We start from the raw sequence: 16,208 nt of genomic DNA, 5'->3' as shown, positions 1-16,208 counted from the left end.
ATTCCTATCTAAATTTTCAAATTAGCTTCCGTAAAACTTCCGCTAACTGTCTGTTTTTACTCTGTCTTTCCGATGTACCGTCGAAGCGTCTGCCCCGTCGGTGAGCGGTGTTATAGGCCCCACACCACACACTGTCAAAGACCTTTTTGCATTTTATTTACTTTTTTCCATCATCTTGCCCTCTGTTTGCGGTATTTGTGCCGTAAACCCCGCAGAAAAGGGGGACTTTCTAAAAAAACAGAATCGAGTAAACATTGACAGGAATCCATAAATACATCACTTTGTCCGAGCAGAGTATTGAGATTCTACATAACAACAACATCGAATACGGCCGTATGTCGTCACGGATTCCGGAGCACTACGTGTGAAGAATAGATTCCACACACCTACTTTTATGGTTAATGCAGCAATAGGAAGCAGCCTATCGATTCTTGCCCTTGGCGGGATCTATTTCTGGCTTTCCAGTAGCACCCCTATAGAAGAGCAGGTTACAAACAAGACCCAAGCCGCCACTGTTGAAGCCACAGAAGATGCAAGCAGCACTTCTAATATCAACACGCAAGAAATTACCGTCGCATCACCAGAAGTTGTCGCGACCCTGAAAACAGATTTACTGACAAGTGAATATGTAGCCGTTGGGGCCGTTCCGACAGAAACCGCCGCAGATATACTAGAACCTAGTGATATCGAAAAAATGGTGACTGTTTCCCATGGTGACACACTTATGAGCTTACTTGTTGCCGCAGGCGCAACCCGCTCTGAGGCGCACGGCGCCATCACCGCCCTCACAGATGTCTATTCCCCGCGGAAAATTAGACCCGGGCTTGATATTGCCCTTACCTTTGCGCCACCATCAGCACCTATTGTTGAAGTAAAAGAACGCGATGTAGGTCCTTTGCGGGCTATGCAGTTTCAGCCAAGTGTTGAGCGTATTGTAAAGGTCAGCACAACCGAAGGCGAAGAAAGCAAATATATTGCTGAAGAAATTCAACGCCCGCTCACCATGAAAATGGCACGTAGCACCAACGAGATTACAAGCAGTCTTTATCTCGCGGCGACGAATGTCAGTGTTCCCAATGACATCATGATCAAAATGATCAGGGCCTATAGCTTTGATGTGGATTTCCAACGCGAGATTCAAAAGGGTGATAGCTTCGAAGTCGTTTACGAAGCCTATTATGATGAAGATGGCAATCTCGCCCGCACAGGTGAAATCCTATACGGCAGATTGAACCTCTCTGGCGATGATCTACAACTCTATCGTTTCACGCCCTCTAGCGGTTTTACCGACTACTTTAATGAAAAGGGCCAGTCCGCGAAAAAGGCACTCATGAGAACCCCCGTGGACGGTGCGCGTCTTTCCAGCCGCTTTGGCAAACGTAAACATCCGGTTCTTGGTTATACCAAAATGCATAAAGGTGTGGACTTTGCCGCCCCGCGTGGCACGCCTATCTATGCTGCGGGTGATGGCGTCATTCTACGGGCAAACCGTTTCAGCAGCTTTGGTAACTATGTAAAAATTCGTCACCATAGTGGCTATGAAACTGCTTACGCCCACCTGAAGGGCTTTGCCAAAGGTATCCGTAAATCCAAACGCGTGCGTCAGGGACAGGTAATCGGTTACGTTGGCACAACAGGACGTTCAACAGGTCCGCACCTTCATTATGAAGTGCTGTTCAATGGCCGTCAGGTTAATCCGCTAGGCGTTAAACTGCCAGCCGGTGAAAAGCTCAAGAAAGCTGACCTGAAAAACTTCGAATCTGAAAAAGCCAAAATCGACGGGCTGATTGAAGATCTGAAACAACCGGCAGCCATTGCAAAGCTGAACACAAACTAATCTCGGATTTTCCAGATTATATAGCACAGAAAAAGGACCGCTTGATTAAACAAACGGTCCTTTTTTATATCATACCAAAAGATACTTGGGCTAAGAACACCTGAAACTATGGTCGACTAGCTGACGATTATGTAACAGCTAGCTTTCTGCCATTAATCGTCAGCACATCATCTTCCGCAGAAATATTCAACTGCTCGCCATCATGTATCGCCCCCTCAAGTAGTAACGAAGCCAGTGGATTTTGTAATTCTCGCTGGATTACACGTTTAAGCGGGCGCGCACCATAGACAGGATCATAGCCTTTTTCTGCTAGCCATTCGGTAGATTCATCATCGAGCTTTGCCTTGATATCACGGTCAGCCAAAAGTTTTTGCAAACGACCAAACTGAATTTCAACAATCGAACTCATATGTCGGCGTTCCAAACGATGGAACAGAAGGACTTCATCAAGGCGGTTCAAGAATTCAGGTCTGAAGGAAGCCCGAACCACCTCCATCACCTGTTCACGAACCACAGAACTGTCTTCGCCATCCGGCTGATTCGCCAAGACATCAGACCCAAGATTGGACGTCATAATGATCAGCGTATTGCTAAAATCAACCGTGCGTCCCTGTCCATCCGTCAAACGCCCATCATCAAGAACCTGCAGAAGTACATTGAAGACATCCGGGTGTGCCTTTTCAACTTCATCAAAAAGGACAACCTGATAAGGCCGTCTGCGCACCGCTTCGGTTAAAGCGCCCCCCTCTTCGTAACCGACGTATCCTGGTGGCGCACCAATCATCCGGGAAACAGCATGTTTTTCCATGTACTCGGACATATCCAAACGTACCATCGCCGTATCATCATCAAACAGAAAGGATGCCAAGGTTTTTGTCAGTTCCGTCTTCCCGACCCCGGTTGGCCCCAGAAAGAGAAAAGAACCGATAGGACGGTTAGGATCCTGAAGACCAGATCTCGAACGGCGAACAGCATTCGAGATCGCAACAATCGCTTCATCCTGACCGATGACACGTTTCCTGAGAAGATCTTCCATTTGCAGAAGCTTCTCTCTTTCGCCCTCGAGCATCTTATCAACCGGAATTCCCGTCCAACGAGAAACAACCCCGGCAATGGCATCTTCACGCACTTCTTCGTTTAGCATGTGACTATCGCCAGCTTCTTCAGCCTCGACTAAAGCCCTCTCTAGTTCGGGCAGGCGACCATATTTCAACTCACCAGCCTTTTCCAAGCGACCATCTCGCTCTGCCTGCTCAAGCTCTAAACGTGCTTGTTCTAGCTCTTCCTTAATTCTTTGCGCACCGGCAAGTTTATCTTTTTCCGATTTCCATTGGCTCGTGAGTGTGTTGCTTTTCTCTTCCAGCTCTGCAATTTCAAACTTCAACTTGTCGAGACGATCTTTGGCAGCCTTATCGCTCTCTTTTTGAAGGGCTGACTGCTCGATCTTAAGCTGAATCAACCTGCGATCCATCTCATCGATTTCTTCTGGTTTGGAATCCACCTCCATACGTAGTCGGCTAGCAGCTTCGTCGACAAGATCGATGGCCTTATCTGGCAAGAATCGATCTGTTATATAACGATTTGAAAGTGATGCCGCGGCAACAAGAGCCGAATCTGTAATGCGAACACCGTGGTGCAGCTCGTACTTTTCTTTCAAGCCACGAAGGATCGATACGGTGTCTTCGACATTCGGTTCTTCCACAACAACTGATTGGAAGCGCCGGGCCAGTGCTGCGTCCTTTTCAATATACTTGCGATACTCATCAAGGGTTGTGGCCCCCACACAATGTAGTTCACCACGCGCCAAAGCAGGCTTCAGCATATTAGACGCGTCCATTGCGCCATCTGTTTTACCCGCTCCAACTAAAGTGTGAAGTTCATCAATAAAAACAATGATCTCACCACTTGCTTCGGTAACTTCCTGCAAAACAGCTTTCAATCGTTCTTCAAATTCACCGCGATATTTTGCCCCCGCAACCATTGATCCAAGATCAAGAGACATAAGTTTCTTGTTCTTGAGGCTTTCAGGTACATCACCGTTCACAATCCGAAGGGCAAGTCCTTCAATAATTGCCGTTTTACCCACGCCCGGTTCGCCAATCAGTACGGGGTTGTTCTTCGTGCGCCTTGAAAGGACTTGAATAGTTCGGCGGATCTCTTCCTCGCGCCCAATCACAGGATCAAGCTTCCCTTCCCGTGCCATACTGGTCAGGTCTTGCGCATATTTTTTCAAGGCATCATAACTATCTTCTGCGGATGCGGATTGAGCTGTCCGACCTTTGCGCAAATCATTAATAGCAGCATTGAGGTTTTGAGCAGTTAACCCAGCATCTTTGAGGATCTTTCCAGATTCAGCTTCTTTGGATAGTGCGAGTGCAATTAGAAGACGCTCAACGGTAACATAGTTGTCACCCACCTTTTTCGCGATCTGCTCTGCCTGTTCGAAGACCCGAGCCGTTTCCGGGGCAAGATACACCTGCCCGACATCCTGACCGCTGACCTTTGGTAACTTGGCCAATGTCCGGTCAACATCTTCCCGTGCTTTTAACGGGTTTCCGCCGGCGGCAGTAATCAGATTTGCGGCAAGTCCTTCAGAATCATCCAACATCACCTTCAGCATATGTTCAGGCGTCAGTCTTTGATGATCACTACGGTGCGCAAGTCCCTGCGCGGCCTGAATAAAACCCTGAGTTCTTTCAGTATAACTATTCAAATTCATATTTTTAAAGCCCTCTCCGTCATGCCTGCGTCAGCAGCACACAATCGTTGATGCAATACCACCCATCACCCACGATAGTAGCATGATGGAACTCTGACGTTGATCAAGATCACCCGTCACTAAATATATGTGTATCAGATTTATCGGATACAAGGATCGAACGCGCGGAATTTATCAATACATTCCTAAAACGACGAGCAGAAACGGCAAGGCTGTGGTCGCCCATCTTCCCCATCTACCCCGAGGAAAATGAACCCAGGGAAAAATAATAAAAAAAACCCTGCCCGAAGGCAGGGTTGGGAAATCCCATAGTTACGTCAGGAGAGATGAGTACATACCCAGAAGGAGCACAAACCAATAATACAAGCGATGTTCGCCGAATAGTTTGTGGTGTCTTCCTCGGTAGGAACTACAAGAAGGAAGCTAGCCTATGAAAAAACATTATGCAACTGAAAATCATTCTCATTTGAAAAAAATTCATTTATTTTCAATACGTAAATTATTTCTCACCTGTTTTTCCGAATGCTTTATCCCCACAATCCGTTGAAACACAGGAGCTTCGAAGATTAAATCATTAAAGGCTTGAAAAATAATGTGTAGCCAACACAATAGAAAAAAATTCGGGAAAGAAGATGTCTGCTTATATCAACTCAATCTATCGCTACCCTGTTAAAGGCCTTAGTGCGGAAAAATTGGATCAAGTAAATATCCAAAAGGACGCTCTTCTTCCTTATGACAGACGATTCGCCATTGCCCACGGTTCCACAGAATTTCCCGATGGCCCTGTCTGGCTCTCAAAAAAGCATTTTATAATGCTGGCAAAGAATCCAAAGTTGGCTCAGTTGACGTCGAATTTTGACGAAGAGACCGAAACTCTTACCCTTTTGCGCAATGGGAAAAGAGTATCCAGAGGAAAGCTTACCGACCAGACTGGCCGCATGTTATTGGAACAGTTCCTAGCAAGTTTTCTTGAATCAGATGTGCGCGGTGCGCCAAAGATTGTCGAAAATAAGACCTCAGCCTTTACAGACATTCCCGATTTACAAATATCCCTGATTAACCTCGAAAGCGTTAAAGACCTAGAGCGGGTCGTGAGAACACCCGTCGATCCTATGCGATTTAGAGGAAATCTCTATATTGAGGGATTAAAGGCATGGGAAGAAAATGACTGGATTGGGAAAGAGGTCAAAGTAGGAAACATCACTTTGGAGATAAAATCCCATATTGGGCGATGTTCAGCTACAAACGTAAACCTAGACACTGCAGATGTTGATTTAAATATCCCCAAAAGTTTGCAAGCAGGATTTGGGCACAGAAATATGGGTGTATATGCTCAGGTTAAAACTGATGGCACTATACAAAAAAATGCACCAGTGACGACTGTTTAATACAATCAATCAACTGGTGCAAAAAAGCGAACTTTTAGACAGCCAAAAACCAAGAAGTAAAACTAAGCGGTTTCTGTCGTATCTTTTTCAACAGGATTTTTACGTGGGCGGCCCCTAGGGCGAGGCGCCTTAACTTCATCACCTGTATCTGCAACTTTACGCGTACGCGTACGCCGCTTAGGTTTTTCAGCCGGCGTTTCTTCAGCACCCAAAGGCAACTCAACAACAGCAGGTGTCGCCTTGGCAGCCTCTGACTCTGTTTTAATTTCAAGCGTCACTTTTTCAGCGGGCTTATCTACTGTGTTAGCATCATCGGAAGCCTCGTATCGAGGACGCCGGGTCCGAACACGGCCTCTTGCTGGTTTTGGGACTTCCTCTTCAGCAAGACTTTCTTCATTCAAGACAATTGTTGGCTGTGCCTCAGCTTCATTTTCAGAAGCAATATTCCCATCAATAGCTTTCGTATCTCCATCAGAAGAATTCCGAGTATTTCTATTGCGGTAATTATTATCCGACTGATTAGTTCGACCCGAATTAGGATCGGTAGAATCATTAATCACACGGAAATAATGCTCTGCAAACTGATAGAAAGATTCGGCGGCAACACGATCCCCTCCGACAGCGGCGTCACGCGCCATTTGCAGGTACTTTTCTTTTAGCTGAGAGGCATTGCCGCGTATGCGCCCCCCAGGTCCATTACTATCGAAGACACCATTACGTGATTGCTGTGGTTTTCGATTACTGTTATTTGACCGGCCGCGCGGGCGACGGTTCGAATTGTTTGAATTTTGCTGTCTCATCATTCGCAAGCTAAATTAAATGCTAAATCTTGGGTATCGACAAACGTCAAGAGTCTTAAACTCAGACGACGTATCTATCAAGTTGTCGGCAAATACCCCCGGGGCACCCCACGCCCCTGCTTATCGGTACACCGTAAAGCTATATCTTCGGCTTTCCAAGCCCTAAATGTTAATTTTATATTATTTATTAAATGCACTTACGAGCAATGCAGGCTCTGGCAATCCCGCCAAGGTCTTTTTTTGCAGGATAAACCATAAGCCCTGCATCAGACATTAAGGCATTAATAGCCTCGGCCTGGGTATGCCCGGCTTCTACAACAAGCATGCCATTATTTTTCAGGATCGAAGCAGCTTGAGGTATGAATGTTTGATAATCTTTCATCCCGTTATTTTCTGCAAAGAGCGCTAATGCAGGATCATAATTTAAAACTTCCGGCGAAAGGATCTTTTTTTCATCCTCTCCAATGTAGGGGGGATTGGATATAATAATATCCCAACCATCCTTTACCCCATCGCACCAATTCCCTAATTGAAATGCCACTCTATCAGATAAACCCAAAGCTTCGGCATTATCCTTTGCGATAGCAAGAGCCTTATCACTGATATCAATACCAAGTCCCTTCGCCGCTTGGAGTTCACTTAAAAGAGTAAGTAAGAGACACCCTGTTCCAGTTCCCAGATCAAGAATTTTAATTGATTCTGTCTTGTCCACTAAGCTTTCGAGAACTGCTTCAATAAGTGTTTCACTGTCAGGACGTGGGTCCAATGTATCACGTGAGACCTTGAACTCCAGACTCCAGAATTCCTTGCGTCCAATAATTTTTGAGACAGGTTCACGCTTTAACCGCCGATTGATCATCGCCTGAAAATGGCGAAACTGGCCATCATTCAAAAGTTTTTCCGGATAGCCAAAAAGATAAGAGGTGTCGACACTCAGAGTCTCTGCAAGCAGTAATCGTACATCCAGTCTGGGATTCTCGATCTCAGCTGCAGTTAACTGCTCATTCCCAAGTTTCAAACAATCTGCAATCGTTTTCTGGACTTGCTCATCAGATGCCATATCTAGCCAATCAATCTTTTAGAACGATGCCTGATTATTGGATTTCGGCAAGGCGTTCAGCCTGATCTTCGGCAATTAGTGCATTAACCACTTCATCAAGTGCCTCGCCCGCAATTACCTTATCCAGCTTATAAAGCGTCAGGTTGATTCGATGATCCGTCACGCGACCTTGAGGAAAATTATAGGTTCTAATTCGTTCCGATCGATCCCCGCTCCCGACCTGTGACTTACGGTTAGCGGCCTGTTCTTTTTCTTGTTCTTGACGCTGATTATCATAAATCTGGGTCAGCAACATCTTCATCGCTTGCTCTTTATTTTTATGCTGAGAGCGACCATCCTGACATTGAACGACAACACCCGTGGGAACATGCGTAATACGTACAGCAGAATCCGTCGTGTTAACGTGCTGTCCGCCTGCACCCTGTGCACGATAGGTATCAATGCGTAAATCAGCCGGGTTAATTTCAACGTCAACATCTTGGGCTTCGGGCATTACCGCAACTGTCGCGGCTGAAGTATGAATGCGTCCACCGGATTCCGTCACGGGCACGCGCTGAACACGATGTACACCAGATTCAAATTTCAGATTAGAGAACACCCCTGTTCCCGTGATCAGGGCGGTTGCCTCTTTCACACCGCCGATACCATTTTCGGAATAGTCCAGTGCCTCAAACCGCCATCCTGATGCTTCTGCATATCGCTGATACATCCTAAATAACTCTGATGCAAAAAGACCTGCTTCATCGCCCCCAGTTCCTGCACGGACTTCGAGAATCGCGTTACGCTCGCCGTCCACATCTTTGGGCAGCAGCATAATTTGCACCTGCTGCTCCATCTCCGGCAGCTTTTGCTTAAGTTCTAGGAATTCTTCCTGTGCAAGGTCCCGCATTTCAGCATCTGCATCAGGATCATTCAGCATTTCGGCCAGATCAGCCATTTCGTTTTGTAAGGTGCGGAGCTCCTGAACAGTTTCCACGACAGACGTTAAGTCCGACAGCTCTCTCAGCAACTTGGTATATTCGTTAGACCCTGGGTCTTGATGAGTAGAAATAACCGCATTCAGTTCGTCATACCGGGCAACAACAGCATCTAGCTTTTCATCGAACTTCACGTTCAGTCCTCTTTTCCATCATTTTCTTGGGATTCACAATTCTCAGCGAGCCCGCCATCTTCTTTACCACGACTATGTAAAGCAGTCTCTATTCCAAAAAACCTATAGAGCAACTGTTCAAACAACACATGCCCTTCGGGGTCTTCTCTTGCAATCTCTTTTAAGACCACCTGCGGATTATGCAATAGTCTATTAATCAATAGCCGGGTCGCAACATCTGCATTTTCTTCAGTTTCCTGCAGAACCTGTGATCGAAGAGACTCAAAATGCTTTCGAATAACAGCAATAGCAGGGACAGCTTGTCTCTCTACCTTTGAACGGATGAAAGCCTGCATTTCATCGCCAAGAACTTTCCATGCTGCCATCATAGCAGCCTCGCGGTGGACTTTGCCTTGTTTCGCAACATTTTCAAGGTCTTCGAGATTATAAAAATAAGCACCACTCAGATCATTCACCCCGAGGGCGATATCGCGTGCTGCAGTCGTATCAATAAAAAAGACAGGTTTCCGCTTTCTTTTACGAAGAGCAACCCCAACGTTCGTAACCGTTAAGATATGATCACCACCACCATAAGCAGACAGGATAATGTCACTTTGGCTTATCAGATCATCTAGTTGATCCCAAGGACATACCTTTCCTCCCAACCGAAAACTTGCGGTTTGACTTCGTCCAATTTTGGGGTGCGTAATAACAAGGTTACCGATGCCGACGCTATTAAACTCTTGGCAAAGAAGCTCGCCCACTTCGCCACTCCCGATTAAAGAAACCGTACATCTAGCCAAATCACCATGAATGCCACGCGCCACCTGTAAAGCAGAAGAGGCCAGAGAAATCGGTTGCTGTGCAATGGTTGTCTCGGTTCGTACACGCTTTGCAGCAACAAGGCCGGCGTTAAGCACACTATCAAGAAAACTATCCGTTAGTCCCAAATCTCTTGAAACACGATGACACTCTTTCACCTGGCCTAGAATTTGCGGTTCACCGACGATCAAACTATCCAGCGATGATGCGACAGCAAAAAGATGCCGTAAAGCATCAACCCCTGTGTGCTGATAGCTTTGTTTCCGAAGGCTCTCTAGATCAATATTGGCTTCTTGCGCTATAATATTCTGATAATAATCAATATCTTCGCGTTCAAACTGACCTAAAACAAAGTCAAATCTTTCACACGTTGCAATCAAAACAACGCTTTGTTTGCCCTCACTCTTGAGCTTATTAAGAATCGTAGAATAATCTGGCTCTTCAACAAAGAGAGTGTCGCGCAAACGACGCCCCGCAGTTCTCGCACTGACACCAACGATTGCAAGCTGATCAAACTGATCAGAGTGCTCTATCAAAGGATGTTCAGGAACAAAGGGCGGAACTGAATTCATACCATATCACGATTGTAAGCAAGAGAGGCCATTTTAGGCCTCTTTTGCCGGATCTGTACAGCTCAGCGATAAACCGACAGCTTATCAGCCAAAGCGTCCAGTTTAACGAGCTCTTGCTCACCACTTGAAAGATCACGAACGGTTGCAGAATTTGCAGCCAATTCATCATCCCCCATAATAATAGCAACACTGGCATTTTGCTTGTTGGCTCTGTTCAATCGTTTTTTCAGGTTTCCACTAAACCCAAGCTCGACACGGTATGCCGCATACCTTAGTTCATCAGCCAAAATTTGCGCCTTTGCTTCGGCCGCTTCCCCCATAGGAATAATGACGACAGGTTTAGGTTCAACAACTTGCCTAGTCATCAGCATAGCCAAACGTTCAACACCCGAAGCCCAGCCAACGCCAGGTGTCGCAGGGCCACCCATGGTTTTGATCAATCCATCATAACGACCACCCGCCAGAACTGTTCCCTGGGCACCAAGGGCTGTTGTGGTGAATTCAAACGCAGTATGACAGTAATAATCCAGGCCACGAACAAGGCGCGGGTTTATTTCATAAGAAATACCCAAGGCATCCAGACCACTTTTGACCTGTGCAAAAAAATCTTTACTCAAGTCATTGAGATAGTCAGAGAAAACAGGAGCATCAGCAACAAGCTTTCTGTCCCCTTCATCTTTTGAATCCAAAATCCGCAGTGGATTTTTCTCTAGCCGGCTCAAGCTGTCTTCTGAAAGCTGGTCTTTGAACGCAGAGAAATATTCAATCAATGCTTCACGGTAAGCCTGACGGCTTTCTTGATCCCCAAGCGTGTTGAGTTCCAGCGTCGTGTTTTCATAGACACCAAGTTCTTTAAGGAAATGCACCCCCAAAGAAATAATCTCGACATCTCCTTGTGGCTTTTCAACCCCAAGAAGCTCAACCCCGGCCTGATGGAATTGCCTCTGCCGCCCCTTTTGCGGACGTTCATGGCGAAACATTGGACCGCCATAAAAGAACTTAACGGGTAACTGTTGGCTTAGCCCATTGGACATAAAGGCACGGGCAACACCCGCAGTATTTTCCGGGCGCAATGTAATTTCATCCCCGCCTTTGGTAGGGAAGGTATACATTTCTTTGGTCACAACATCCGACGTATCACCAAGCGTACGTTTGAAGACTTCTGTTTTTTCAAAGATAGGCGTGATTATTTCGTCATACCCAAAACGATTTGCAACCTCACGTCCAATATTCAACACTTCGCGATGTCGACGCATATCGTCGCCAAAAAGGTCATGCGTGCCGCGAACAGGTTGCAGAGAAGACATCGTTAGGGTTCTCCTGAAAGAAACAAATAAGAGTGTGAATAAGAATAACCGGAATGGTTATAGGGAATAGCCCTTTAAAAGTACATAGTCACGATAGCTGACCACGTACTTTTATAAAAGCTTCAGATAGAAACGGCTAATGCCCCATCTGCTGTGGCGTTTCGCCCCGGGCAATTGCGTCTTCAATTTCCGCCGCCTTGGTTTCGATCATACCCACCAAGTGGTCAACGATGCTTTGATCTTTAAGTCGATGATCGGGCATACCGGCCACATAAACTTGATGAGTACCCTTACCTCCACCCGTCAGACCAATATCCGTCATGGTTGCTTCGCCAGGACCATTAACCACGCAGCCAATAACAGAAACGGTCATCGGCGTGGTAATGTGGCTCAATCTTTCTTCAAGAACAGAAACGGTATTGATCACATCAAACTGTTGGCGTGCGCATGACGGACAGGAAATAACATTCACGCCACGATGTCTCAGCCCCAAAGATTTCAAGATATCAAACCCGACCTTGATCTCTTCCACAGGATCAGCCGAGAGAGAAACTCGCAAGGTATCTCCGATACCTGACCACAACAAATTTCCCATACCGATAGATGATTTAATCGTTCCCGTGCGCAGGCCACCAGCTTCTGTAACGCCAATATGCAGTGGATAATCACAAACCTCACCCAATTGCATATAGGCAGCAACAGCCATGAAAACGTCTGATGCCTTACAGGAAATTTTAAACTCTCTGAAATCGAGATCTTCCAGAATCCGAATATGGCCGAGAGCAGATTCTACCATCGCATCCGGACAAGGTTCCCCAAAGCGATCTAACAGATGTTTTTCCAAAGACCCAGCATTTACGCCAATACGCATGGAACAACCGTGATCCTTTGCTGCACTGACGACTTCGAGTACTTTTTCGCGCTTGCCAATGTTTCCCGGATTAATCCGTAAACAGGCCGCGCCAGATTCTGCAGCTTCAATCGCACGTTTATAATGAAAGTGAATATCTGCCACAATCGGCACAGAGACTTCTTTGACGATATCTTTCAAGGCGCGGGAAGATTCTTCGTCCGGACAAGACACGCGTACAATGTCTGCACCAGCTTCTTCCATTGCATGAATCTGGTCGACAGTCGCTTTCACATCTGTCGTTAAGGTGTTCGTCATAGACTGAACAGTAATGGGGGCATCCCCACCGACAGGAACATTACCAACCATTACCTGTCGTGATTTCCGGCGAACAATATCTCGCCAAGGACGTATACTCATAAAACTCTCTCTGTGCCCTAAAAAAGCAGAGGAAACATGCGCTTTCTTGAACAATAATTCAAGCTGAAACCCCTAAAGTGGTGGTGCCTATTCAATAGCACAATAGTGACAGAAAAAAGAAAAGGCGCAGTTTTATAACTACGCCTTTGAACCTAAAGCAACTAACCTTCTGAAACAGAATGTATTATTCAGCTGTAATTGACTCTAAAAGCCCTTCTTCAGACAGAATAATATCCCTGCGAACAGCCCCGAGGACACCTAACTTAGGTAGTTCATTACCATTCAGCTTAATTGTAATACCACCGGCATTCCCCGTCGCCATCACCAAATCGTCTCGCTTGGGTACATTATAAACTGACCCGGCACGAAGAACCCGACTAAAAATTGCTTCACCAGTTCCATCAACAATATGCAACCAAGTATCCCGTTCAGCATGAATAGTTATCGGTGACGCTTCGGCTTCATTTCCAAAGACTTCCGGTTCGGGCGGTGGTGGTGGCGTTACCACTGCGACCGATGTCTCAGTCGAAACCGCATCCTCTTCTGTCGCTTCAGCAGCACTGTTTCCTGGCGTCGCATCTGCAACTTCCGCATCACCTTGTTCAGCATTGCCCGTCAAAGATACTTCTGGCACATCGGGAACCGTTTGGTTTTCCGTCGTTTCAGTTTCTGTTGTTGTATTATTTGGCGCTGTATCGGTCAGAGCCCTTGCAACAATCTCTTCTGTATTTTCACCTATAACTCCGGACAGCGGGTCTGCTGTCACGGTCTCTGTATCAGAGCTATCAACCGTCTCATTATTGCCATTAACGACAACATCAGACGCGGTATCTGCGGTCGAAGCATCATCTTCTACAACAGGTGTCGTGGCTTCAACAGACGATTCAGCTTGGGGTGCATCCTGATCTGTTGTTTGTGTTACATCCTCTGAACTAGCGGTTGAGCTTTGTGCTTCGCCCGTTGTAGGGCTTTGCTTTTCAGATAAAAAAGGAACCCACTCTGTTATATCGACATCAAACCGAGACACGACGGTCCATCCACCATACGCAACTCCGAGCAAAATAACCGAGGTTAAAAGAATTGCCAGTCCAGGGGTTTTGCTCTCGGGAACCGGTGTTGGAAAAACCAACTGCTTCCGATCACCATAGCTTTGAACTTCCTGCTTGAACTGTCGAACAATTTCATCTTTGTCGAAATTTAAATACCCCGCATAGGTCCGCACAAAACCATATGCATAGGTATCCCCCGGTAAGCTCGCAAAATCGCCGCGTTCAATCGCTTCCAGAAAAACATATCTAATGCGAAGAATATTGGCGACAGAACGTAAATCCTGTCCACGTTTTTCCCGGCCAGTACGAAGGATCTCCGCAACGGTTATTGTTGGCTGGCTATTTTCCGAGGCATCTTCCCCGGATGTATTTTCCCGTGATTCCGGCATCGCTTCCACAATCCCCTCCCTGCAAGCTGCAACCATCCCTTAGTATTAAGCTATGGTCACCTGTGGCGCGTAGGGGAAAGTTGTAACAAATTCAGTAACAAACAACAAATAAATCTATTTTAAATCACAACGTTTTCTGTTTTGGCATAGTTCTCTAATTCACTCCGCACACTATGATCCGGCTTCTCTAACAGACCCGTTACAAATTGTTTAATGCTATCCACATCAAGAGAACGCACCATCTTTTTGGCGCCTGCAACCTGTTGCGCAGGCATCGACAACGATTTGAAGCCACACCCTATCAACGCCATGGCTTCTATTGGTTGACCGGCCATATCCCCACAAAGAGAAAGATCAACCCCAGCCCGGTGTGTGGTTTCCGCAATATTGCGCATCATCTTTAAAACGCCGGGGTTTAAAGCATCGTATCGACGTGCCAACCGAGTATTGCCGCGGTCTGTTGCAAAAACAAACTGTAACAGATCATTACTGCCAACCGAGAGGAAATCTACCTCTCTACACAGGGGAGCCAGTTGCCAAATCAAAGCCGGAACTTCCAACATTGCCCCCACCCTAATCTTTTCTGGTAACACACCGCCGATTGTTTTTTCGCGTTCAAGTTCACGATCTAACAATGCACGTGCAGCTTTAAATTCTGCTGTTTCAGAAATCATCGGGAACATGACATCAAGGTTACGCCCCGCACAGGCACGAATAAGCGCACGTAACTGCTGACGCAGCAAAGCCGGTCGATCCAACCCGATACGAATCGCCCGCCATCCCATTGCCGGGTTTTCTTCGGCCACGCTTGACCAATAGGGTAGAACTTTGTCTCCCCCCACATCCAGTGTCCGAAAGACAACTGGTTTTCCTTCGGCCCGATCCATGGCTTTACGGTACAATTCAGCTTGCTCGGCAACATCAGGAAAAGACTTGCGCACCATAAAGGGTACTTCAGTTCGGTATAACCCAACACCATCCGCACCCGCCGCATGCATATGCGGTAGATCCATCAACATACCCACATTGACGTTTAGCGAAATACGCTGATTATCCAGACTAACCGGTGCAAGATCCCGTGCCGCAGAAACTTCTTCCCAACGAAGCTTTTTATCCTTAACACTCGTCCGCAAAGTTCTGAGCACATCATCTTTTGGACGAACAAAAACCTGATCATGAGACGCATCCAGAACAACCATGTCCCCTTCGCGGACACGGGTCAAAACATCCCGACAACGTCCAATTATGGGCAATTCAAGGGCTTGCGCAACCAACGCAACATGGGCTGTTGGCGAACCTTCTTCCAAAACAACGCCCTTTAGACGATCCCAGTCGTAATCCAGAAGTTCAGCCGGACCAAGCGTCCGCGCCAAAAGGACAAATTCATCAGGCAGTTCTGGCTTGTCTTCGTCCAAGTCCAGTAGGTGGTGCAACAGGCGATTGGCAAGGTCATCCAAATCAGCAAGGCGTTCACGCAGATAGGGGTCACTGATTTTGCTCATCCGCGAGCGGGTTTCATTTTGAATCTTCTGAACGGCTGCCTCAGCAGTCATCCCCCCGACACGAATGGCCTCGGTAATTTTTCCGACCCACCCCCGGTCTTCAGCGAACATCCTGTAAGTCTCAAGAACCTCTCGCTGTTCGCCCATCGCCGCGATATCAGTTCTGGTGAGCATCTCATCAATTGATGAGCGCATTTCCTTAACCGTCTTCTCCAAACGCTCGACTTCTTCGTCGATATCATCGGCAATAATGCGATTAATAACGATGCCACGATTGTGAAAGACAGCTTGCCCGATCCCCATACCTTCGTTCAGACAAAGGCCTTTGATTCGATCCGGTTTTTCCAGCTCTTCTTTCGAGCTTTTAGATTCGAGAGCAGAAACCGACAGCGCCCCACCAGCG

11 protein-coding genes are annotated in these 16,208 nt (G+C 46.8%); 2 read left to right on the top strand and 9 right to left on the bottom strand.

Annotated elements, in window-relative coordinates; translation table 11 throughout:
* Positions 1-364: 364 nt before the first annotated feature.
* On the top strand, positions 365-1,837 hold the full coding sequence (locus Q0241_RS18140) for a M23 family metallopeptidase (RefSeq protein ID WP_299380368.1): 1,473 nt from the start codon (positions 365-367) through the stop codon (positions 1,835-1,837).
* A 127-nt stretch (positions 1,838-1,964) separates the two neighbouring features.
* On the opposite strand, the gene clpB is transcribed toward Q0241_RS18140, so the two are convergent.
* On the bottom strand, positions 1,965-4,556 hold the full coding sequence (clpB, locus tag Q0241_RS18135; RefSeq protein WP_299380344.1) for an ATP-dependent chaperone ClpB: 2,592 nt from the start codon (positions 4,554-4,556) through the stop codon (positions 1,965-1,967).
* A 632-nt stretch (positions 4,557-5,188) separates the two neighbouring features.
* Here clpB and Q0241_RS18130 point away from each other — a divergent pair.
* The gene (locus tag Q0241_RS18130) at positions 5,189-5,944 is read left to right on the top strand and encodes an MOSC domain-containing protein (RefSeq protein WP_299380343.1); all 756 of its coding nucleotides are present in this window, start codon (positions 5,189-5,191) and stop codon (positions 5,942-5,944) included.
* A gap of 62 nt (positions 5,945-6,006) precedes the next feature.
* Here Q0241_RS18130 and Q0241_RS18125 read toward each other — a convergent pair whose 3' ends face one another.
* The 8 genes from Q0241_RS18125 to ptsP all read right to left on the bottom strand — a co-directional run.
* On the bottom strand, positions 6,007-6,744 hold the full coding sequence (locus tag Q0241_RS18125; RefSeq protein ID WP_299380341.1) for a DUF4167 domain-containing protein: 738 nt from the start codon (positions 6,742-6,744) through the stop codon (positions 6,007-6,009).
* Positions 6,745-6,931: 187 nt separating this feature from the next.
* Positions 6,932-7,804, bottom strand: a complete 873-nt coding sequence (gene prmC / locus Q0241_RS18120) for a peptide chain release factor N(5)-glutamine methyltransferase (RefSeq protein WP_299380339.1) — start codon at positions 7,802-7,804, stop codon at positions 6,932-6,934.
* 34 nt (positions 7,805-7,838) lie between these two features.
* A complete protein-coding gene (gene prfA / locus Q0241_RS18115) occupies positions 7,839-8,915 on the bottom strand; it encodes a peptide chain release factor 1 (RefSeq protein WP_299380337.1) in 1,077 nt (358 codons plus the stop codon).
* A gap of 2 nt (positions 8,916-8,917) precedes the next feature.
* Positions 8,918-10,288 carry a glutamyl-tRNA reductase gene (gene hemA, locus Q0241_RS18110; protein WP_299380335.1) on the bottom strand — a complete coding sequence of 457 codons (1,371 nt, stop codon included), beginning with the start codon at positions 10,286-10,288 and terminating at the stop codon, positions 8,918-8,920.
* 62 nt (positions 10,289-10,350) lie between these two features.
* Entirely contained in the window at positions 10,351-11,595 is a 1,245-nt protein-coding gene (gene hisS, locus Q0241_RS18105) for a histidine--tRNA ligase (protein ID WP_299380333.1), read from the bottom strand.
* A gap of 136 nt (positions 11,596-11,731) precedes the next feature.
* Positions 11,732-12,865, bottom strand: a complete 1,134-nt coding sequence (gene ispG / locus Q0241_RS18100; protein ID WP_299380331.1) for a flavodoxin-dependent (E)-4-hydroxy-3-methylbut-2-enyl-diphosphate synthase — start codon at positions 12,863-12,865, stop codon at positions 11,732-11,734.
* Between the two features lie 184 nt (positions 12,866-13,049).
* On the bottom strand, positions 13,050-14,303 hold the full coding sequence (locus Q0241_RS18095; RefSeq protein ID WP_299380371.1) for a RodZ domain-containing protein: 1,254 nt from the start codon (positions 14,301-14,303) through the stop codon (positions 13,050-13,052).
* A 119-nt stretch (positions 14,304-14,422) separates the two neighbouring features.
* Positions 14,423-16,208: phosphoenolpyruvate--protein phosphotransferase (ptsP, locus tag Q0241_RS18090; RefSeq protein ID WP_299380329.1), on the bottom strand; the 1,786-nt coding region annotated here is incomplete at its 5' end.

Origin of the sequence: uncultured Kiloniella sp., from assembly GCF_937128705.1 — a bacterium.
Taxonomy (GTDB): domain Bacteria; phylum Pseudomonadota; class Alphaproteobacteria; order Kiloniellales; family Kiloniellaceae; genus Kiloniella.
This window is presented reverse-complemented; position numbering and strand designations above follow the sequence as displayed.

Coding starts and splice junctions, on each gene's coding strand:
- ispG (WP_299380331.1), bottom strand. CDS start 12,865: ATGAGTATACGTCCTTGGCGAGATATTGTTCGCCGGAAATCACGACAG.
- Q0241_RS18125 (WP_299380341.1), bottom strand. CDS start 6,744: ATGAGACAGCAAAATTCAAACAATTCGAACCGTCGCCCGCGCGGCCGG.
- Q0241_RS18130 (WP_299380343.1), top strand. CDS start 5,189: ATGTCTGCTTATATCAACTCAATCTATCGCTACCCTGTTAAAGGCCTT.
- Q0241_RS18095 (WP_299380371.1), bottom strand. CDS start 14,303: ATGCCGGAATCACGGGAAAATACATCCGGGGAAGATGCCTCGGAAAAT.
- hisS (WP_299380333.1), bottom strand. CDS start 11,595: ATGTCTTCTCTGCAACCTGTTCGCGGCACGCATGACCTTTTTGGCGAC.
- prmC (WP_299380339.1), bottom strand. CDS start 7,804: ATGGCATCTGATGAGCAAGTCCAGAAAACGATTGCAGATTGTTTGAAA.
- clpB (WP_299380344.1), bottom strand. CDS start 4,556: ATGAATTTGAATAGTTATACTGAAAGAACTCAGGGTTTTATTCAGGCC.
- hemA (WP_299380335.1), bottom strand. CDS start 10,288: ATGAATTCAGTTCCGCCCTTTGTTCCTGAACATCCTTTGATAGAGCAC.